Genomic DNA, 18,201 nt, shown 5'->3' with positions numbered 1-18,201 from the left:
TGAGGGGAGCCGTTAGGCATGCTCCCCCACCTCGCGCTTCAGATCGAGCGCAATGAAATCGACAAACGCGCGAATGCGGTTGGACATCTGGTGCCGCTGCGAATAGACCGCGAAGATATCGGCGTTCGGTGTTTCGTGATCGGGCAGCACGCGAACGAGCGACCCATCCGCCAGATACTGCTTGATATCCCACTCGGCCCGCATCAGGATGCCGTGCCCTTCGAGCGTCCACTTGACGGCGATTTCGCCATCATTCGTCGTTAGCGTGCCGTTGATCCGCACCGCCTCCGTCTTGCGGGACGCTCCTCTGCCCGACGTCAGACGCCACACCCCATAAGCCTCGTCCCCCTGCCGGATGCCGAGGCAGTTGTGCTGCGTGAGGTCATGCGCGGTCATCGGCATGCCATGCGACGCGATATACGAGGGCGCCGCGCACAGCAGCCGCCGGTTCGCGGCGAGACGCCGCGCGACCACCCGCAAATCGGGCGGCTCGCCGAAGCGGATGCAGACGTCGAACGTGTCGTCGGTCAAAGGCGGCGGCGTCACCGACAACTGGAGCTGCACGGACACCTGCGGATACTTCGCGACGAACCGCGAGATTGCCGGCGCGACGTGGCTTCGTCCAAAGCCGAGCGTCGCATTCACGCGCAGCAATCCCTTCGGACTCTCCCTTGCCGTGCCGAGCAGCTCCGACAACTGATCGATCTCGTCGAGAATCCGGCGCGCGTGCTCGACATACAGCTCGCCCTCGGGCGTGAGCATCATCCTGCGGGTGGTCCGGTTGATGAGCGCGACGCCCGCGCGGCTCTCCATTTGCGTCAGGCGCTTGCTGACCGCGGCCGGCGTCAGCCCCAATTCGCGCGCGGCCGCGCTCAGGCTGCCCGACGCCGCAAGCGTCGAGAAAAAACTCAGATCGGCCGGTTGGACGGTCTCGCGCATCGTGTGGACTTGTGAATTCAAGTTAAAGATGGTTTGAGTTTAGCACCGGTTTTGGAGTCCGGATGCCGGTAGAGTTCAGTCACACCCCAACAGCAAGAAGGACGGAGACATGAAAACCTATCGCATCGCAACCATTCCGGGCGACGGCATCGGCAAGGAGGTCGTGCCGGCCGGTCAGCAGGTTCTCGAAGCGCTCGCGAAGTCGGATAAGTCGTTCGCGTTCGAGTTCGAAAGCTTCGACTGGGGCGGCGACTATTACCGCAAGCACGGCGTGATGATGCCGGAGAACGGTCTGGACGCGATTCGCGACAAGGACGCGATCCTGTTCGGCTCGGCGGGCGATCCCGACATTCCCGATCACATCACGCTGTGGGGCCTGCGCCTGAAGATCTGCCAGGGCCTCGATCAATACGCGAACGTGCGGCCGACCCGCATCCTGCCGGGCATCGATGCGCCGCTCAAGCGCTGCAAGCCGGAAGACCTGAACTGGGTGATCGTCCGCGAGAACTCGGAGGGCGAATATTCGGGCGTGGGCGGCCGGGTCCACCAGGGGCATCCGATCGAAGCGGCCACGGACGTGTCGATCCTCACTCGCGCCGGTGTCGAGCGAATCATGCGCTTCGCGTTCCGGCTCGCGCAATCGCGTCCGCGCAAGCTGCTGACCGTCATCACGAAGAGCAACGCGCAGCGCCACGCCATGGTGATGTGGGATGAGATCGCCCTCGAAATTTCGAAGGAATTTCCGGACGTCAAATGGGACAAGGAACTGGTGGACGCGTCGACCGCGCGCATGGTCAACCGTCCCGAGTCGCTCGATACCATCGTCGCGACCAATCTGCATGCGGACATTCTTAGCGATCTGGCCGCAGCACTGGCCGGCAGTCTTGGCATCGCGCCGACCGGCAACATCGATCCGGAGCGCCGCTATCCGTCGATGTTCGAGCCGATTCATGGCTCCGCCTTCGACATCATGGGCAAAGGGCTTGCCAATCCGGTCGGCACGTTCTGGTCGGTCGTGATGCTGCTCGAACATCTGGGCGAATTCGACGCGGCCAAGCGTGTGATGCAGGCAGTCGAAAAAGTCACCGCCGACAAGTCTCTTCACACGCGCGACCTCGGCGGCGTCGCAACCACGGCTCAGGTCACCGGCGCCGTCTGCGCGTTGCTCGAAAAGTCTGCGGTTCCCGCAGCTCACGCGGCATGAGTCAGGCTGAATTCACCGCCTGGCGCAGCACGCCCGCCTGAGGGCGGGCGTGCATCCGCGAGCAGTCGCGACGGCACGATCTTCACACAAGGCCGCATCCATTCGCGGCCCGGATCGACTCGTCCCGACGCTCAGAAAAAAGTCGCAGACATGAGGTTCACTTCCTTCGCCGAGGCGTATATCGCTTCTATTGCGGCCATGCCGGCCGCTGCGCGGGTTTCAGGGAGTCGATAAAGATGCGCCGCACCCGTAATGCCAAAATCGTCGCTACGCTGGGTCCCGCGAGCGCGAGTCACGACACCATCGAAGCACTGTTCAATGCGGGAGCCGATGTCTTCCGGCTGAACTTCAGCCACGGCACGCACGACGATCATCAGCGTCGCCTCGAAGTCATCCGGTCTATCGAGAAGAGCGTGGGACGACCCATTGGCGTGCTACTCGATCTCCAGGGACCGAAGCTGCGTATCGGTACGTTTGCACACGGCCCGATTTTTCTCGAGAAGGGCGCCGCGTTTCGACTCGACCTCGACGCGCAGACGCCCGGCGACGCGACTCGCGTTTGCCTTCCACACCCTGAAATCTTCGCAGCCCTCCAGATACGGACCAACCTGTTGCTCGACGATGGTCGCGTGCAGTTGCGCGTCGAGCGGTGCGGGTCCGACTTCGCCGAAACGACCGTGATCGTCGGCGGCCCGCTGTCCGAGCGCAAGGGCGTCAACGTTCCCGACGTGGTGCTGCCGCTCTCGGCGATGACGCAGAAGGATCGCCGCGATCTGGAATTCGGCCTCACGCTGGGCATCGACTGGCTGGCGCTTTCGTTCGTGCAACGCGCCGAAGACATTCGCGAGGTCCGCAAGATCGTCGGCGACCGGGTCGGGATCGTCGCCAAGCTGGAGAAGCCGGCAGCGATCGGCAGCCTCGATGCGATCGTCGACGAGGCGGATGCCGTGATGGTCGCACGCGGCGACCTCGGCGTCGAAATGCCGGCCGAGCAGGTGCCCGCGATCCAGAAGCGAATCGTTCGCGCGTGCCGCAAGGCCGGCAAGCCGGTCATCGTCGCGACGCAAATGCTCGAATCGATGGTCTCGGCGCCCGTGCCGACGCGGGCCGAAGCCTCGGATGTCGCGACCGCCATCTACGACGGCGCCGACGCCGTGATGCTGTCGGCCGAATCGGCAAGCGGCAAATACCCCGTCGAAGCGGTACGCATGATGGACCTCATCATCTCGCAGACCGAGCGCGACCCTTACTACCGTGAAGTCATCGCGGCCTCGCATGCAGCGCCTCGCGCCACCACCTCGGATGCGATCGGCTACGCGATGCGGCACGTCACGGGCCTCCTGAACGCGGTCGCGACGGTTGCGTACACCAGTTCCGGCTATTCGGCCCTGCGCATGGCGCGCGAGCGGCCGGGCGCGCCCATCGTCGGCATGACGCCGCAGAGCGGGACGGCACGTCGTCTGGCGCTGGTTTGGGGTGTCCATCCCGTCGTGTGCAAGGAACTCGTCGACGCGCTCGAAGTGAGCGAGCTTGCCTGCGACACCGTGCGCGACGAAGGTTTCGGCGCAAGCGGTCAGACCGTCGTGATCTCCGCAGGCATGCCGTTCGGCACGCCCGGCACAACCAATCTTCTGCGCATTGCGCAAATCCCGTGAGGCATCGAATGACACGCATCAAGGACATTCAGGACTTCTTCGAGCTGCCCGGTTCGCCGGGCAGCGGCCCTTGGGTGCTGGCTTCGTAAGTCCGATAAGAAGCGCCGCGCAGACGGTTGACGGACGACGTACCGAGAACACCGCATCTTCCCATAGAGCACTGCTCGACCCTCCAAGGAGGAGACACAATGATTTCCGATCTCGAAGCCCGGATTTCCCGCAAGCTGATGCTGCGGATCATTCCGTTTGTGATGTTGCTGTACTTCGTCAGCTTTCTCGACCGCGTCAACGTCGGGTTCGCGGCGATGACGATGAACAACGCCATAGGCCTTTCGCCGGCCGCGTTCGGCCTTGGCGGCGGCCTCTTTTTCATCGGCTACTTTCTTTTCGAAGTGCCTTCGAATCTGATTCTCCACAAGGTGGGCGCGCGTAGATGGATCGCGCGGGTGATGGTGTCGTGGGGCATCGTGTCGGCGGCCTCTGCGTTCGTCGTCGGCCCGACCAGTTTTTATATCTTGCGATTCACGCTGGGACTCGCCGAGGCCGGCTTCTTTCCCGGCATCATTCTTTATCTCAGCTTGTGGTTTCCGACCCGGCAACGCGCGGTAGCGGCGGCGTGGTTCATGGCGGCCGCTCCGATCTCCACGGCTATCGGCTCGCCGCTGTCGGGTGCCATAATGAAACTCCCGCCGATGTGGGGTTTGGCCGACTGGCAGTTGCTCTACATCATCGAAGCGGTGCCCGCGATCATTCTTGGCTTCGTGGTGCTGAAGTACCTGACGGACTCGCCCTCGAAGGCGCGCTGGCTGGAGAGCGACGAACGCGAATGGCTGATCGCCAGATTGAAAATGGAAGCCGATGCCAGGCAGTCGCATGCCGGTCATACGGCGGGCGCGCTCAGTGCATTGCGTGACCCGCGTGTGCTTGCCTTGGCACTGATCTACTTTGGCACCTCGGCCGGACTCTACACGCTGGGGCTGTGGGCGCCGCTGATCATTCGCCAGTATGGCTTCGGTTCGTTCGAAACCGGGCTCATCGCCGGTGTGCCGAGTATTCTGGCCGTCGTCGCAATGATCGTCTGGGCGAAGCATTCGGACCGTACGGAAGAACGGACGTGGCACGTGGTGATGCCATGCGTGATTGCTTGCCTCGGATTCATTTTTGCCGGGGGCGCCAGCAGCGCGTTGATGATTATTCTCGCGCTCGTTATCGTGAACATCGGGATCAGCGCCGCCAAAGCGCCGTTGTGGGCGATGCCGAGCGTGTTTCTCTCGGGTGCCGGTGCGGCTGCGGGTATCGCCATGATCAATTCCGTCGGCAATCTTGGCGGCTTTGTCGGGCCGTTCGCGATAGGGTGGCTGAAGGATGTGACGGGCGGGTATGCGGCCGGGTTGTATGTAGTCGGGGCGACGCTCGCTGTGTCTGCGGTGGTGACGCTATTGCTGAGCCGGCAGGCGAAGCAGGTGCCGGGTGCTGTCGGGGAGCGGCATGGGCATTGATGGCTGAATAGAAACCGGACAAAACTAATTCGCCCCAGATCTGTAAGGAGACAGGAAGGGGTGAATCCAATCCGTGCGAGCAATGTCTCGTTGTTCGCCAAAGCACACGAAGCGGCTGAAATATACAACTTAATGAGCCTATATCTCCTCGATTTGCGCCACGACCTTTTTACGGGATACCGCGGCGCTATGCTTCAGTGCAACATGTAAGTGTTTCTTATTCTCTCTCGCGCAAGAGCCGGGTGCTGGGGCCACTTCGCGACGCGATAGAAGTTCCATGAGCCGTGCCACGGCGCAGCACGGGGCGTTCCGCGAAATGAGATCGAGCCGTCCGGCGAATGCACCCCGGTGGCCCGTGAAGGCCCGGTCATTGTTGGGAGACGGACTATGCTCTACCCGCCTGACGCGATTGTTCGACGGATCAAGGACCGTGCAAAACAGTTTATTCCAGATGCGATTTTCCTCAGCCTGCTGCATCGGAAGCACATCGGCCGCTTCCCGAAACTGTTTCACCCCACGACATTCAACGAAAAGATCCTGCAACGCAGCTTACGGCCCGACCCACGATACGGCGCGTTGACCGATAAGCTCGCCGTGCGGGCCTACGTCAAGGCCAAGATCGGCGAGAAGTATCTGATCCCGTTGATTGCGTCGCCTACCGTTTTCGCACGGGCGAACTTCGATATGCTGCCCGACTCCTTCGTGATGAAAGCGAATCACGGAAGTAGTTTTGTCGAAGTCGTTCGGGACAAGTCGCAACGAACTTTTGAGAGCTTGCAGCTTCTGGCCAGCCGGTGGACCTCTACCGACTTCTACAGAATCGCGCGGGAACGCCATTACCGGGACATTCAGCCGCGCATTTTCTTCGAACGTCTTCTTCTCGACGAACGCGGCCAGATTCCTGCCGACTACAAGGTCCACTGCTTCGGCGGCCGGCCAGGCCGACCCATGATGTTTATCGTCGTGATCTCGGACCGGTTCGGCAAAGACACACGTGGCGACGTGTACGACGCTCAGTGGAATCATCTTGACGTTGGGATCGGCCCTTACTCTCGCAGTCCGACGCCCGCGCCGCCTCCGGAGAATCTGCAAGCGATTCTGGAGACGGCGGCTATCCTGTCGGAGGACTTCAATTATGTTCGCGTCGACCTGTACGCTCCGAACAGTGACGTGTACTTCGGCGAGCTAACCTTTACACCGGGTGCTGGTGTGGTTCCCATGAGGCCTGACCGGGTCGATTTTGAGTGGGGACGGCTTTTGACGTGAGCAACTGAATCTCGCAATAGATCGCAATGCGCTAATTCAACAGAACCACGGTCTTACGCCTATGCGAATCAGTCCGGGTTGCTAGCGGTAAAGTTCGTCAATGCGCTATACGATGGATTGATTTGTGTGCCGTTCATCATAATTCCGAACGTGTCGTTTCCACTATCGAGCACGTAGTACATCGCAGACTGGATGTTGTAAGTGTTTCTCGCCTGATAGTACTGGCCGAGTTTGGTAGTGATGTAATTCGCCCGGTACGCCTCGGTTTGTTCCGAACCCGTGTTCCACTCGGTGATGATGAAAGGCACGCCACATCGGGCCTTGCAATAGATCGGCAGATCGAAGCCAGGACCGGCACCGTCGGTGCCGATGCTGAAGATATCGCCGTAGACTTCGTAGTTGTGCCAGGTCGTAATGTCCCAGCGCACCTTCGAATAGCCACTGCTGCCGTCTGGTTGAGTACCTTCCCACAACGCGTCGGATGCGCCAACATCGTTCACGCAGAAGTTGATACCGCACTTCGCGGAGGGCTGAACCGATTTCACGCCGTCGATCATGCCACGCATCACGCCTCGCAAGACCGGCCAGTTCGCGTTGTTGAAGTCGAGTGTCTTCGTTCATGGCATCGTCTGAATGTTTAGCTTGCAACAAAAGCGATTTGTGCGGGAGCATCAAATTCCGCCAATTAGTAGGCGTTATTGGGCCATAAGGTCGCGAGCTTCTTCGACGCGGTCGCCGCGCTCAAAGCGTCGCTCCGACTTTTTTACTGCCGCGATTTACAGAGTCCGGTAATAGTTATTGAATAGACGCAGCACGTACGAGCGACGCGCGAAGTGCGTGGCGTTTTGAGCGGCTGGTACCGTCGCGACGGTGGCCGCTCATTTCGCAAAAGGGCATGGCGCGCCAGGGTCCGCCCCCAGCCGCTCGCCGCATCAAGCCGCCACCGCACGCCTGCCCATCGACCACCCGTTGACTGCCAGAAACACCAGCAGCGTGGCGCCGAAAATGCACTGCCGCCCAGCCTCGCCGATCTGCAACGCGGTCAGCAAACTGGTCAGCACGGTGATGAACACCGCCGCCATCGCCACGGCCACATAGTCGCCACGCCCGCCGCTCAACGACACCCCGCCGATCACCGCGACGACCACGCTGGTCAGCACATAGCCGCTGCCGAGTCCGAGAAACGCCTGCCCCACGTACCCCACCAGCAGCACGCCGGTCAGCGCGGCAATGATCGCGCTCGCCGTATAGGCCGCGATTCGCACGACGCGCACGCGCGCACCGGTCAGCAGCGCGGCGGTCGGATTCGCGCCGGTCGCCATCAACCGGCGGCCCCACGCCGAGCGGTCGAGAAACCACCACACCAAGGTTCCCGCCACGAGCCACAGCACGGCAACCGTCGGCACGCCGGCGACGCTGCGCCCGGCCAGTGCGACGAGCGTCGGGCTGGCGGCGGTATTCACGTGCAGCAACGATGACCACACGATCAAGCCGCCGTCGACGAGGCTCGCCATCGCGAGCGTCATGACAAGGGGCGGCACTCTGAACACCGTGATGCCGAGGCCGTTGATCAAGCCGACTACGGCGCCACACAATGCCGCCGCGACCAGCGCCAGCGGCAGCCACGCCGGCCCGGCGCCGATGACGGCCGCGCCGACTATCCCGCCCAGCGTGGCCGCCGCGCCGACGGACAGATCGAGTCCCTGCCCGCCGGCGATCATCACGAGCGTCTGCGAGATGCCGAACAAGCCGAGGAACGTGGCGATCTTCAACTGGTTCGCCAACTGGTCCGCATTGGTGAAGCCGGGCACCGCCCACTGTCCGCCCACCATCACGACGACGACCAGCACCAGCAATAACGTGCGTCTGGAGTTGAGCATGTCGTTCATACCGGTTTCCTCGCGCTGATGAACGTGCAGCCGAGCGCAAGCAGAATGACCGCGCCCTTGAACACTTCCTGGTAGTTGCTGGGAATGCCGGCGAAGTAGACGACGTTGCCGATCAGCACGAGCACCAGCGCTCCGCAGATCGCACCGAGCATCGAGCCGCGCCCGCCCGCCAGCGATATGCCGCCGATCACGACAGCGGCCACCGAATTCAACGTGTAGGGCAGACCGAGGCGCGCATCACCGGACGATGTCTGCGCCGAGATGCAGAGCGCCGCGCCGAACACGAACAACCACGCGAGCATATAGCCGAGCAGTTTGACGGCACGCGTATCGACGCCCGACTTGAACACCGCGTCCGCCGAACTGCCGGTCGCGATCAGGCGACGTCCGAAACGATGACGTTGCAGCGCGGCCCACAACGCCCACGCCGCGATCACCGGGACGGCTGCGAGCGGCAGCACGCCGACGCGCATTGCGAACCACTCGCCGAGCACCTCCGGCACTGCGCCGCCAGGCTGCGGCATCAGCAGCAACGCACCGCCGAACCAGATTGCGCCGGTGGCGAAAGTCGCGATCAGCGCGCTCTGCCGGAAGTAGCCGACCAGCACGCCGTTGCAGACGCCGGCCGCGAGCGCGACGGCGAGCGCCGCCACACAGGTCGCGCCGCTGCCCCAGCCGGTCAGCGACGGCACGGCGGCGAGCACGCAGTTGACCAGCGAGATCCCCGCGCCGACCGACAGATCGAGTTCGCCGAGCAACACGATCACGGCCTGCGCCATGCACACGAGAATCACTGGCGCTGCATTCTGCAGATTGCTCGCCAGCGAATCGGCGCTGAAGAAGTCCGGTTGAAGAAACGCATTACAGCCGACCACGATCAGCAGCATCACGATGCCGGGCAATGCGCCGGCATTGCGTAATGCGAGCGCGTTGATGCCTTGGCGGGCGCTGCGCGAGCGCTGCTCGCGGGGAGCGTGCAGTCGTTCGGTCAGGCCGGCCTTCATGCGGCGCTCCTGCCGAACAGCGCGCTGGTCACGCGGGCTTCGTTCATTTCGGGTCCTTCGAGTTGCGCGACCACACGGCCTTCATACATCACGATCAGGCGGTCGCAAACAGCGAGCAGTTCATCCGTATCGGAGGCGTAGACGATCGCGGCGGCGCCCGCTTCGGTCAGTGCGCCGATCGCTTCATAAATCTCCTTACGCGCGATCACATCGACGCCCTTGGTCGGATCGCTCAACAGCAGCACTTTGACCTGCCGGTCGAGCCAGCGGCCGATCACGATCTTCTGCTGGTTGCCGCCCGACAGCGCGCGCACGGGCTGCCGCACGTCGGCAGTCTTGATGCGGAGCCGTTTCACCGCGAAGTCGACCAAGCGCCGGATCGATTGGCGGCGCAAGCGCCACGGCTCGCTCTGAAAATTGGTGGCCACCTGCGCAAGATTGAACTCGACCGAATGATCGAGCCACAAGCTTTGCCGATGGCGGTCGTTCGGCACGAGGCACACGCCCGCATCGATCATGTGCCGCGGCGAGCGGACCGTGAGCGGCGCGCCGTGCAGCGCGATTTCGCCGCCATCGAGCTTGCGGTAACCGGCAAGCGCATCGAGCAGTTCTTCCTGCCCGTGTCCCTGAAGACCCGCGACGCCGAGGATTTCGCCTTGCCGCAACTCGAAGTCGACACCGCGCAGACGGGCACCGGCCCGCAGTCCGCGTGCGCTTAACGCGACGCGGCCATCGTCGTTCGCAGCGCTCGTGCGCAGGCGCTGTTGCGACGGCTGTGCGGCGTCGTGCAGATGCGCGTCGGCGGCGCCACCCGCCGCGCCGCCCATCCACGCCAGCACGCGGGCTTCGTCGAGCCGGCCTTGCACTTGCAGTTCGCCGGCATACCGTCCGTTGCACAGCACCATCACGCGATCGCACAGCGCCTGGATCTCGGCCATCCGATGCGAAATGAACACGATCGCCGTGCCGCGCGCGGCCAGCGAGCGGATCACCTGCATCAGGCTGTCGACTTCCGCGGCGGCGAGCGCCGCGGTCGGCTCGTCGAAGATCAGCACGCGCGGTTCGAGCGCGAGCGCCTTGGCGATTTCGACGAGCTGCTGATCCGCCACGCTCAGCCGGCCGGCCGGCATGTCGAGATCCCAGCCGGCGCGCAGGCTCGTCAGCAGTTCGGCCGCGCGCCGCCGGGCGGCGCTCCGGTTGAGGAACCGTCCCGCGCGGCACACTTCGGCGCCGAGAAACACGTTCTCCCACACAGGCAGATCCGGCGCGAGCCCCGGATGCTGATGCGCGATCGCAATGCCCGCGTTGCGCGCCGCACGCGGCTCGCCTGGCGGCAGCGCCGCGCCGTCGAGCGACAGAGTGCCGTGGTCTGGCCGGTTGTCGCCCGCGAGAATGCTGGACAGCGTCGATTTGCCCGAGCCGTTCGCGCCGAGCAAGCCGAGCACTTCGCCGGCATTCAGTTCGACGCTGACGTTCTCGAGTGCGACGACCCCGCCGTAGCGCCGGGTGATGCCGTTGGCAGTCAATAAGGGCATGCTGGGTCGGTCACGGAGTTCATGGGGTGAAGAGCGCGTCGAGTTCCGGCTCGCTCAGCCATTGCCCCAGAAAGTAGCTATCGGGCTTGCCGTTCATCGACGCGAGCGTTGCGTCGAGCGTGTCGGCCGTGACGGTCTTCGTGATCGGGAAGTAGTAGGTGTTCTCCGGCAGAGGCTTGAGCTTGTGCCCCTGCGCAAGCCGCACCGCAATGCCGAGCGCGGTCCGGCTGATGTCGGGCGGGTTCACCTGCACGAACACCTTCATCGGATTGCCCGCGTCGCGCTGCTTCTTCCACTCTTCGAGGAAGCCTTTCTGTGCTTCGCCGGTCATCACCGCGACGCGCCGATTGGCGTTTTCGAACGCGCGCAGCACGCCGAGTGCCATCGCGTCTTCGGTGAACACCGCATCGATTTGCGGTTGCGCGGCGATCACCGTGGCCATCACGGCCTGCGCCTTCGCCTCGTCCCACTCGCCGTAGCCGGACCACACCACCTTGATGCCGGGATACTTCGCGAAGGAGTCGAGCGCCGCCTTCTTGCGCGCCTCCGCGGCCGGATGGCCGGGAATGCCGTCGAGCACCACCACGTTGCCCTTGCCGTGCAATTGCTCCGCGATCCACTCGGCGTAGCGCTGCCCCCACTTGTAGTGATCGACGGTGACGTTTACCGCGTATTTGTTCGACACGGCCTGATCGAACGAGACGACCGGAATCTTGCTGCGCTCGGCTTCGGAGATCACGCCGTTCAGCGCGGTCGCCGAATTGGCGTCGACCATGATCGCGCCGGTTTTCTGGCGGATCATGTTGCGCATGTCCTGAATCTGCTGGCCGGTATTCGCGCCCGACTGCTGGACGACGAGGTTCGAGGCGAGGCCCTTGGCCTTATAGGTCTGGAACTGTTCCTTGGCGCCGTCGACCATCTGGTTGCGCCATTCGGTGCCGAAATAGCCGTTCGACAAGCCGATGTCCGGCGCGGCGGCTGATGCCGACGCGCATGCGAGGCTCGCCGCGCAAGCGGCGAGCAGGGTGATCCGTTTCATTTTCATGTTGTCTCCTGTCGCCCAGAGTTGGCGCTTTAGCGCCTTACTCTGGGCCCATGCAAAGCGGTCGCCCAGAGTTGGCGCTTTAGCGCCTTACTCTGGGCCCATGCAAAGCGGTCGCCCAGAGTTGGCGCTTTAGCGCCTTGCTCTGGGCCCATTTGTTGTTGTTACCTGCTATCGCCTCAAGCGCTTGCGCCCCTCAATGCACGGGCGCGTGAATCGTCTGCGCGACGCCCGCATCGACCGGCAACGTACCGCTCGCATGCACTTCGCCGCGCGGCGGCACGACATCGTGCGAGGTCTTGAAGATTTCGCCGTCCTTCATCACCAGCGTGATTTTTTTCGGGTCCTGGAGGACCGCGAGATCTTTCAGCGGATCGCCGTCGACAAGCAGAATGTCGGCCAGATAACCTTCGCGAATCTGCCCGAGTTCGTGCGGCCGCATCATCAGTTCACCGCCGAGCCGGGTGGCCGACAACAGCACTTCCATCGGCGTCATGCCGATGTACTTCACGAAGTATTCGAGGTCGCGCGCATTCGTGCCGTGGGGCATCCACGCGAACCCGTAGTCGCCGCCGGGCAGGATGCGGATGCCGCGCTTGTGCATCTTCTGCAGCGTCAGCGCCGCCGTTTCGAGTTCGCGCTTGTAGCCCATCTTCGTCGCGGCCGCTTCGCTGATGCCCCACGGCTCCGCATGATAGAGCGTGCTGATCAGCCAGCCGATTCCCGGCGCGACGAAGTGCTTGTCCTTGTTGGCTTCGAGCATGTCGAGCGCTTCATCGTCGGCGAAACTCGCGTGGAAGATCAGTTCCAGCCCGTGCCGCACGCATTGCTTGACCGACTCGCTCGACCGCGCATGCGCGGCGACGCGCTTGCCGGCGCGCTTGGCCTCGGCGGCGAGCATCGCGATCTCTTCTTCCGAAAATGGCGACGCCTCCGCCGAAATGCCGGCGATGTATTCGCCCGACAGATTGATCTTCAGATGATCGACGCCGTACTTCACGAACATGCGCGTAGTCGCGCGCATTTCTTCGGGACCGCTCACCACCGCGCCGAAGTTCAGTTCCTTGAACGGCATGTGCGGCAGCGTGTTGTCGGCGAGGCCGCCGAGAATCGTGATCTCCTGGCTGCCGGCCAGGTAGCGCGGGCCGGGAAACTCGCCCGCGTTCACCGCGTTGCGCAACACGACATCGAGCCGCGGCTTGGCCGCCGCTGCACCGAGCGCGGAGGTCCAGCCCATCTCCAGATAACGCCTTGCGACCCGCACGCACCAGAGCATGTGCTCTTCCGGCGGCATGAACTGGATCGCCGACAACGAAGGCTGATCGTTCCACGAGAAATGCGTGTGGGCTTCCGTCATGCCGGGCATCAGAAACGCGCCCTTGCCATCGATCCGTTGCGCGTGCGGCGCGCTGACCGGCGCGCCTTCACGTCCTACTTTGGCGATGCGCTGTCCTTCTACGAGAACTTCGCCCCTGAAGGGCTGCGCGCCGCTGCCATCGAATACCGTTACGTTCGTCAATACGATCGAGCTCATGTGTCTCCTCCAGGCGGGCGGATTGCGACTCTCGCGCATCTCGCCCTAAGGTTCGTGCTTCGCTAAAGACGTTTCACCAGCTTTGCTCGGTCAGTCGTTCGATTGCGTGCCGCGCGACGCATCAGTGGGCGGCGCGATAGAAGGCCTGCAATTCCGCCTTCGACTCCGCGGGCTTTTCGAATGTGGTCCAGTGTCCACAGCCGTTCAGCACCACCACCTTCGCGCCGGCGATGCGCTCGCCCATCGCCTTTACCGCGTCGGGCTTGCCGACGCCGTCCTGATCGCCGGTGATGAGCAGCGTCGGTACCTTGATCTGTTCGATCTGCGCAGGCTGTGCGCCCGCCAACGCTTCGCAGCTTTGCGCGTAGCCTTCCGGCGATTGACGCATCACGCTCTCGCGCACCAGCGCCAGAGCGACCGGACGCTGCGCTTTGGTTTCGTCGCTGGTCGCGCCTTTGACGATCGCGTCGGCGATTTCCTGCAAGCCCGCTACGCCCTTGTCGCGCGCGAGCGCCGCGCGCTGGCGGATACCGTCGCGGCCCGCGTCGGGCGGCGCGAGCAGCGGGCCGAACAGCGCGAGGCTCTGCACCAGTTGCGGATGCTTGACGGCCAGATGCTGCGCAACGATCGTACCCATCGAATGCGCGACCACGTCCGCCTGTTCGATCTTCAGTTCCCGCAGCGCGGCAGCGATGATGTCCACGTACACATCGATCGACAGCCTTTGCGACGGCAACTCAGAACGCGCGCTGCCCGGCAGGTCGATGCGGATCACCCGCTTGCCTTCGAACGCGCCGAGCACCGGCGTCCAGTTGTTCGACGAGCCGCCGAGACCATGAATGCACACGACGGGCGCGCCGTCGCCTTCCGTTTCGATGTAGAGACCCTGGACCTGGGTTGTTGCCATTTATGCCACCTCGTTTTGAAGAATGCCGACGCGCGGAATTTCCATTCGCACGACGTCGCCGGTTTGCAGGAAGCGGGGCGGATTGAAGCCGATGCCGACGCCCGCCGGCGTGCCGGTTGCAATCACGTCGCCCGGTTGCAGTTCGATGCCGGCCGAAATCGTTTCGATCAGCGTGGGGATGTCGAAAATCAGATCGCGCGAGTTCGAGCTTTGGCGCAGTTCGCCATTGACCCAGCAGCGCACGTCGATGTTGGCGGGATCGAGTTCGTCGGCGGTCACGAGATATGGGCCCATCGGGCAGAAGCCGTCGAGCGATTTGCCGAGGAACCACTGGCGGTGCAGCTTCTGCAGATCGCGCGCGGTCACGTCGTTGATGAGCGTGTAGCCGAATACGTGCGCAAGCGCGTCGGCCTTGCGGATGCCGCGGCCCGCCTTGCCGATCACGACGCCGATCTCGGCTTCGTAGTCGAGTTGCTGGGTGACTGCCGCGTGACGCGGAATTCTGGCGCCGGGGCCGATTACCGTCGATGCGGGTTTGGTGAATACCACCGGCGCTTCGGGAATGTGCTCGCCGGCCTGCGCGCTCTTGTCGAAGCCGGACTTGCTGAATTCTTCGGCGTGGTCGTGATAGTTCTTGCCCACACAGAAAATGTTTCGGCGTGGCTGGTCGATCGGCGCGAGCACCGTTACGCCCGCCAGCGGCCGGCCGTCGTGCTTCGGCAGCAGTGCGCTTTTGATCGCGTCATATTCATGAACCAATTGGATCATGTCGCCGCGAAAACCGTCGCTCAATTCGGCCACGGGCCAGTACTGCTGCCTTTCCGGATCGACAACTGCAACGGTTCTCTTGCCTTCGACGAGCAAATTTGCCAATTTCATGTTGAGCCCTTAATCTAGGTCCAGTTGGTGAGAATTTCTGTCACTGTAGGACCAAATGCGACCAGAACCAACTAGGGTTAACCAAAAATAGATACCAATTGGTTCTATGTAAAGCGTTTCAGCGGCAAGGAATACGGTCATGGGCGACGTCGAGACAGGCAAGATTTCCGTCAGGGCGGAGGGCGCGCGCGCGCTCGCGAGCTACCTGGAGGAAGCCATTAGCACGGGGCGCTTACGCGAAGGCGTCAAGCTGCCCGCCGAGCGCGAGCTCAGCGAGGAATTCGGAGCGTCGCGCGGCGCGGTGCGGCGGGTGCTGGCCGATCTGAAGGGGCGCGGGCTCATTACGCAAGCGGTGGGCAGCGGCACCTTCGTGTTGCCGCAACGGAATGCGGCGGGCGCCGAGGCGGCGGCTGCGCCGGCGAGTCCGCATGAAGTCGTACAGACCAGCCCCGCCGAACTGATGGAAGCGCGTCTGCTGATCGAACCGCTGATGCCTGGCCTGATCGTGCGTTACGCGACGGTGGGGGACTTCGCGCGGATGGTCGAATGCATCGAGCGGTCGGAGGCCGCGCAGAGCATCGAGGAGTTCGAGAAGTGGGATGGCGAGTTGCACAAGACCTTTGCGCTCGCCACGCACAACAGCTTCTTTCTACGCGTGCTCGAACTGACCAACGAAGTGCGCGAGCAGGGGGAGTGGGGACGGCTCAAGCGCAAGTCGCTGACGCCCGAGCGGCGTTCGGAGTATGAGGCGCAGCATCGCGCGATCGTCGAAGCGCTGCGCGACCGCGACGCGGATCTCGCGTGCGAACTGCTGACCGGGCATCTGAAGCAGATCCGGCACAATCTGTTTGGCGGATGAGCATCGGGCCTCCGGCCGTGGGCGGTGTTTACCGTGTGGTCGTGTTGCGATCCAGCTAGCCCGTGAGCTTGCGTCGCGTGCCTGATTTGCGCGGGGCCGCAGGCGATTCACCGCCGCTATGCGTGTTACCCGTGCTCACGGATTTGCGTCGCCGCTTGCCTGGCATACCGCAGCGCAGATCAGTGCGATACCGGCCTTCGCGGTCGCACCCGGCGATTCGCGTGAGTCGCCTGCACGCGAACGCAAGGCAAGGCTGTGAAGAATCGCCGACGCCACTTTCGCGAGCGCCGCAGGATTCGCCGCCGCATCCAGTTCGCCCTGCGCCTTGGCGCGCTTGAATCGCCGCTCGAATGCGGCGTCGAAGGTATTCAATCCGTTCGCGAGTTTCTCGCGAACCTTGGCGTCCCCCCTCGATTCCCCCAGTGCCGTGCCGATCAGGAAACATCCGCGCGGCGCCTCGTCAACCGGAAGGTAGAGCGCAAGCGCACTCTCGTGCACGGACAATAATGCGCCGGCTAGCGGTTGATCGGCCTTAAGCGCGCCGGGCGCAAGCCCGGCGGCACGCAACTCATGTTGCTCAGCTCTTCAACAGCACATGCACGCCCGTCGCATCGTAGGTCGGCGTAGCGGTGAATCCATCGACCACGATGTTAGAAGCGTCCCGACAGCGCGTCCGTGGAGATCAGGTTGAGCAGGTCGCCTGACTTCGGTGTATAGCCGCTCGCAAACGTATCCGGCAGGTGGCCGTTCATCCGCCCAGCACTTCCAGCATCTGTGCATTCAAGCCATTGACGAACCCATGCTCAGCGGGCCCCGGGTTCTCGCGGAACTGCTTCGCACCTTCAACCAGCACCTCATCCACATCCGTCCCGAGGACAGCAATCGTTTCGTCGATGAACGCTTCAAGCGGCATCGCCTGTTCTGCTTCGCGGCTGTTCATGAGGTCCGTACGTACCCAGGGCGGAGCGATCTCGAGTACGCGAACCTTCGTGTCACGTAGCATGAAGCGTTGCGAGAGAATGTACGAATGCAGTGCCGCCTTGGTCGACGAGTACACGGCGGTCATGGCCAACGGCACGAACGCCAGCACCGAACTCGTATAGGCGACGACAGCGTCATTCCTGGTCTTGAGGTGATCGATCAGCGCCGACGTCATGCGGATCGGCCCCATCAGGTTGGTCGTGATGGTGGACACCATCAGCGCGTCGTCGATGTGGCCGCCCGCCTGGTCCGGCTGCATGATCCCTGCGTTGTTGACCAGCACGTTGAGATCGGGATAGTCCGCGATCAGTTGTGCCGCTACCCGCTCGATGCTGGCGACATCGTTGATGTCGAGCTCGATCGCGGCGATGCCGGGATTCGCCGCCACCACCTCGTCGAGATGGCTGCGCCGGCGGCCGCTGATGATGACCTTGTTGCCACGCTTGTGAAGCGCCTCGGCGAGCCCGCGGCCAATGCCTGAACCGCCGCCCGTAATGAAGATCGTGTTTCCGGTGAGTTTCATGATCGTTTCCTCGTTGATGCCTGAGTGATTGATGCTGATGTGGTCAGGCAGGAAAGCGCTCGCCGAACATCGGCAGGCCGCTCGCGGATTGGATCTGGGTCGCCTCGTCCTGAAGGACATCCCAGTGCTCGGCCAGCTTGCCGTCTTCGAAGCGCACGACATCGGCGGCAATCCACGCGGCGGGTCTGCCGCTTCCCGAAAAGCGGCCATGTGCGATGACATAGTCGCCCTCGGCCACGATCAGCTGGTTCTCGTAACGCAACCTATCGGGCAGCGTGCGGACCAGATCGAAGAGGCCTTCGCGCCCTGGCGCGATATGGGCGCTGTGCTGAATGTAGCGATCGGACCAGAAGCGCTCTGCCGCAACGTAGTCGCGCTTGTTGAACAGGGTGTCGAATGCTTCCAGCACGAGCGCCTTGTTCTGGGCAGGGGTTGTCTTCGTCATGTCGGGTTCCTCTATAAAAAGACGCGGCCGGCGACGCGCT

General features: G+C 63.2%; 16 protein-coding genes and 1 pseudogene. 5 read left to right on the top strand and 12 right to left on the bottom strand.

Features of this window, described 5'->3' with window-relative positions; all coding sequences use genetic code 11:
• Nucleotides 1-12 precede the first annotated feature (12 nt).
• Nucleotides 13-939: a LysR family transcriptional regulator gene (locus PQR02_RS21595; protein ID WP_408235676.1), complete on the bottom strand. Its 927-nt coding sequence runs from the start codon at nucleotides 937-939 to the stop codon at nucleotides 13-15.
• A 109-nt stretch (nucleotides 940-1,048) separates the two neighbouring features.
• Between PQR02_RS21595 and PQR02_RS21590 the strand changes: the two genes are divergently transcribed.
• From PQR02_RS21590 to PQR02_RS21575, 4 genes are all read left to right on the top strand, one after another.
• The gene (locus PQR02_RS21590; RefSeq protein ID WP_408235521.1) at nucleotides 1,049-2,143 is read left to right on the top strand and encodes a tartrate dehydrogenase; all 1,095 of its coding nucleotides are present in this window, start codon (nucleotides 1,049-1,051) and stop codon (nucleotides 2,141-2,143) included.
• Nucleotides 2,144-2,379: 236 nt separating this feature from the next.
• The gene (gene pyk, locus PQR02_RS21585; protein WP_408235518.1) at nucleotides 2,380-3,798 is read left to right on the top strand and encodes a pyruvate kinase; all 1,419 of its coding nucleotides are present in this window, start codon (nucleotides 2,380-2,382) and stop codon (nucleotides 3,796-3,798) included.
• 188 nt (nucleotides 3,799-3,986) lie between these two features.
• The gene (locus tag PQR02_RS21580; protein ID WP_408235515.1) at nucleotides 3,987-5,297 is read left to right on the top strand and encodes an MFS transporter; all 1,311 of its coding nucleotides are present in this window, start codon (nucleotides 3,987-3,989) and stop codon (nucleotides 5,295-5,297) included.
• 387 nt (nucleotides 5,298-5,684) lie between these two features.
• Entirely contained in the window at nucleotides 5,685-6,563 is an 879-nt protein-coding gene (locus PQR02_RS21575; RefSeq protein ID WP_408235512.1) for an ATP-grasp fold amidoligase family protein, read from the top strand.
• A 68-nt stretch (nucleotides 6,564-6,631) separates the two neighbouring features.
• Here the strand turns inward: PQR02_RS21575 and PQR02_RS21570 are convergent.
• The 8 genes and pseudogenes from PQR02_RS21570 to PQR02_RS21535 form a co-directional block, all read right to left on the bottom strand.
• Nucleotides 6,632-7,180 (bottom strand): annotated as a pseudogene (locus tag PQR02_RS21570) (hypothetical protein); the annotation flags it as partial.
• A 315-nt stretch (nucleotides 7,181-7,495) separates the two neighbouring features.
• Nucleotides 7,496-8,452, bottom strand: a complete 957-nt coding sequence (locus tag PQR02_RS21565) for an ABC transporter permease (RefSeq protein ID WP_408235509.1) — start codon at nucleotides 8,450-8,452, stop codon at nucleotides 7,496-7,498.
• A complete protein-coding gene (locus PQR02_RS21560) occupies nucleotides 8,449-9,456 on the bottom strand; it encodes an ABC transporter permease (RefSeq protein ID WP_408235506.1) in 1,008 nt (335 codons plus the stop codon). Before PQR02_RS21560 ends, PQR02_RS21565 begins: the two co-directional genes overlap by 4 nt.
• A complete protein-coding gene (locus tag PQR02_RS21555; protein WP_408235503.1) occupies nucleotides 9,453-10,991 on the bottom strand; it encodes a sugar ABC transporter ATP-binding protein in 1,539 nt (512 codons plus the stop codon). The genes PQR02_RS21560 and PQR02_RS21555 overlap by 4 nt, the downstream gene beginning before the upstream one ends.
• Before the next feature lie 19 nt (nucleotides 10,992-11,010).
• Entirely contained in the window at nucleotides 11,011-12,036 is a 1,026-nt protein-coding gene (locus PQR02_RS21550) for an ABC transporter substrate-binding protein (RefSeq protein WP_408235500.1), read from the bottom strand.
• Between the two features lie 193 nt (nucleotides 12,037-12,229).
• The gene (locus tag PQR02_RS21545) at nucleotides 12,230-13,567 is read right to left on the bottom strand and encodes a metal-dependent hydrolase family protein (protein WP_408235497.1); all 1,338 of its coding nucleotides are present in this window, start codon (nucleotides 13,565-13,567) and stop codon (nucleotides 12,230-12,232) included.
• 121 nt (nucleotides 13,568-13,688) lie between these two features.
• Nucleotides 13,689-14,474: an alpha/beta fold hydrolase gene (locus PQR02_RS21540; protein WP_408235494.1), complete on the bottom strand. Its 786-nt coding sequence runs from the start codon at nucleotides 14,472-14,474 to the stop codon at nucleotides 13,689-13,691.
• Nucleotides 14,475-15,353 carry a fumarylacetoacetate hydrolase family protein gene (locus PQR02_RS21535; RefSeq protein ID WP_408235491.1) on the bottom strand — a complete coding sequence of 293 codons (879 nt, stop codon included), beginning with the start codon at nucleotides 15,351-15,353 and terminating at the stop codon, nucleotides 14,475-14,477.
• 139 nt (nucleotides 15,354-15,492) lie between these two features.
• Between PQR02_RS21535 and PQR02_RS21530 the strand changes: the two genes are divergently transcribed.
• The gene (locus tag PQR02_RS21530; protein WP_408235488.1) at nucleotides 15,493-16,212 is read left to right on the top strand and encodes a FadR/GntR family transcriptional regulator; all 720 of its coding nucleotides are present in this window, start codon (nucleotides 15,493-15,495) and stop codon (nucleotides 16,210-16,212) included.
• Between the two features lie 135 nt (nucleotides 16,213-16,347).
• Here PQR02_RS21530 and PQR02_RS21525 read toward each other — a convergent pair whose 3' ends face one another.
• The 3 genes from PQR02_RS21525 to PQR02_RS21515 form a co-directional block, all read right to left on the bottom strand.
• Nucleotides 16,348-16,779 carry a TetR family transcriptional regulator C-terminal domain-containing protein gene (locus PQR02_RS21525; RefSeq protein WP_408235485.1) on the bottom strand — a complete coding sequence of 144 codons (432 nt, stop codon included), beginning with the start codon at nucleotides 16,777-16,779 and terminating at the stop codon, nucleotides 16,348-16,350.
• Between the two features lie 181 nt (nucleotides 16,780-16,960).
• On the bottom strand, nucleotides 16,961-17,716 hold the full coding sequence (locus tag PQR02_RS21520) for an SDR family oxidoreductase (protein ID WP_408235482.1): 756 nt from the start codon (nucleotides 17,714-17,716) through the stop codon (nucleotides 16,961-16,963).
• Nucleotides 17,717-17,759: 43 nt separating this feature from the next.
• Nucleotides 17,760-18,161 (bottom strand): nuclear transport factor 2 family protein, encoded by a 402-nt coding sequence (locus PQR02_RS21515; RefSeq protein WP_408235479.1) that lies wholly within the window; start codon nucleotides 18,159-18,161, stop codon nucleotides 17,760-17,762.
• Between the last annotated feature and the right edge of the window lie 40 nt (nucleotides 18,162-18,201).

Source organism: Paraburkholderia sediminicola (assembly GCF_046026895.1).
GTDB lineage: Bacteria > Pseudomonadota > Gammaproteobacteria > Burkholderiales > Burkholderiaceae > Paraburkholderia > Paraburkholderia sediminicola_C.
Note: the sequence above shows the minus strand (reverse complement) of the source record. Positions and strands in the feature narration are given on the sequence as shown.

Coding starts and splice junctions, on each gene's coding strand:
- PQR02_RS21595 (WP_408235676.1), bottom strand. CDS start 939: ATGCGCGAGACCGTCCAACCGGCCGATCTGAGTTTTTTCTCGACGCTT.
- PQR02_RS21590 (WP_408235521.1), top strand. CDS start 1,049: ATGAAAACCTATCGCATCGCAACCATTCCGGGCGACGGCATCGGCAAG.
- pyk (WP_408235518.1), top strand. CDS start 2,380: ATGCGCCGCACCCGTAATGCCAAAATCGTCGCTACGCTGGGTCCCGCG.
- PQR02_RS21580 (WP_408235515.1), top strand. CDS start 3,987: ATGATTTCCGATCTCGAAGCCCGGATTTCCCGCAAGCTGATGCTGCGG.
- PQR02_RS21575 (WP_408235512.1), top strand. CDS start 5,685: ATGCTCTACCCGCCTGACGCGATTGTTCGACGGATCAAGGACCGTGCA.
- PQR02_RS21565 (WP_408235509.1), bottom strand. CDS start 8,452: ATGAACGACATGCTCAACTCCAGACGCACGTTATTGCTGGTGCTGGTC.
- PQR02_RS21560 (WP_408235506.1), bottom strand. CDS start 9,456: ATGAAGGCCGGCCTGACCGAACGACTGCACGCTCCCCGCGAGCAGCGC.
- PQR02_RS21555 (WP_408235503.1), bottom strand. CDS start 10,991: ATGCCCTTATTGACTGCCAACGGCATCACCCGGCGCTACGGCGGGGTC.
- PQR02_RS21550 (WP_408235500.1), bottom strand. CDS start 12,036: ATGAAAATGAAACGGATCACCCTGCTCGCCGCTTGCGCGGCGAGCCTC.
- PQR02_RS21545 (WP_408235497.1), bottom strand. CDS start 13,567: ATGAGCTCGATCGTATTGACGAACGTAACGGTATTCGATGGCAGCGGC.
- PQR02_RS21540 (WP_408235494.1), bottom strand. CDS start 14,474: ATGGCAACAACCCAGGTCCAGGGTCTCTACATCGAAACGGAAGGCGAC.
- PQR02_RS21535 (WP_408235491.1), bottom strand. CDS start 15,353: ATGAAATTGGCAAATTTGCTCGTCGAAGGCAAGAGAACCGTTGCAGTT.
- PQR02_RS21530 (WP_408235488.1), top strand. CDS start 15,493: ATGGGCGACGTCGAGACAGGCAAGATTTCCGTCAGGGCGGAGGGCGCG.
- PQR02_RS21520 (WP_408235482.1), bottom strand. CDS start 17,716: ATGAAACTCACCGGAAACACGATCTTCATTACGGGCGGCGGTTCAGGC.
- PQR02_RS21515 (WP_408235479.1), bottom strand. CDS start 18,161: ATGACGAAGACAACCCCTGCCCAGAACAAGGCGCTCGTGCTGGAAGCA.